Origin of the sequence: Paraburkholderia mimosarum LMG 23256 = NBRC 106338 (genome assembly GCF_000739815.1) — a bacterium.
GTDB lineage: Bacteria > Pseudomonadota > Gammaproteobacteria > Burkholderiales > Burkholderiaceae > Paraburkholderia > Paraburkholderia mimosarum.
This window is the reverse complement of record NZ_BBJJ01000328.1, coordinates 1-1051: the sequence shown is the minus strand read 5'-3', so window position 1 is coordinate 1051 and position 1051 is coordinate 1. Positions and strand designations below refer to the sequence as shown.

Annotated in this window: 1 protein-coding gene; it reads right to left on the bottom strand. The window is 56.8% G+C overall.

All coding sequences use genetic code 11. The annotated features are described in order from the left end of the window. Positions 1–154 precede the first annotated feature (154 nt). Positions 155–1051 (bottom strand): IS5 family transposase (locus BMI01S_RS37710; RefSeq protein WP_052408511.1); only part of this gene is annotated, 897 nt, incomplete at its 5' end.

The following is a 1051-nucleotide window of genomic DNA, read 5'->3' as shown; positions in this document are numbered from 1 at the left end:
CCTAGGGAAGGTCTGCACAACATGTTTTCAGAGCGCCGAACTTTTTTCACGTTGGGCGTATCGTCCGCAGGGTCTGCTAGCAGGTTGGTCGACCGGCTTTTGAAGCATGATGGCCTTCGTTTTCCGAGACTCACGGCCTGATGCGCCGGGCGATTCACGCTTTGCTTAAAGCCTTGCGCGCCATCCAGAGGTTGCCCAGCGCAAACAGTGTTGTGATCTGTGCGGTGTTCTTCACCAATCCTCGGTAGCGGGTCTTCGTATAACCAAACTGCTGCTTCAGCACGCGAAACGGATGTTCAACCTTGGCGCGCACGCCAGCCTTCAGGCGCTCAATCTGGTTGTATATCGCATCCAGACGATTGGTCAGGTCCAGCTGTCGACGCTTGCCCGGTCGCATCGCGACATGCCAGCGTACCGGGTTCGCCTGACACCGCTTTTCAATACCCTGATATCCGGCGTCAGCGTACACATCCTTTTCCTGGCCGTGCAACAACGCTTCTGCCGCATTGATGTCGTGCACGTTGGCCGCCGTACCAATGACGGTGTGGACCAGACCCGACTCTGCGTCCACGCCGATGTGCGCTTTCATCCCGAAATACCATTGATTCCCTTTCTTCGTCTGATGCATTTCCGGGTCCCGTTTGCCAGAGCCGTTCTTTGTCGAACTCGGTGCGCTAATCAAGGTCGCATCGACCGCTGACCCTGCCTTCAACATCAAGCCCTTTTCACTCAGGATCTCATTGACCAGGGCGAGCATCTGCGCGGCCAGTCCGTGCGTTTCGAGAAGGTGGCGGAACCGCAGAATCGTGCTTTCGTCTGGCAAACGCGTCATACCTTCGTCCAGCCCCGCAAACTCACGGTACAGCGGCACGTCATAAAGCGCCTCTTCCATCGCCGGGTCCGAAAGCCCAAACCACTGCTGCATGAAGTGAATCTGCAGCATCGTCGCAACCGGAAACGGCGGCCTTCCAGTCTTACCCTTCGGATAGTGCGGTTCGATCAACGCAATCAACCTCGACCATGGCACAACGCGCCTCATCTCATCGAGAAA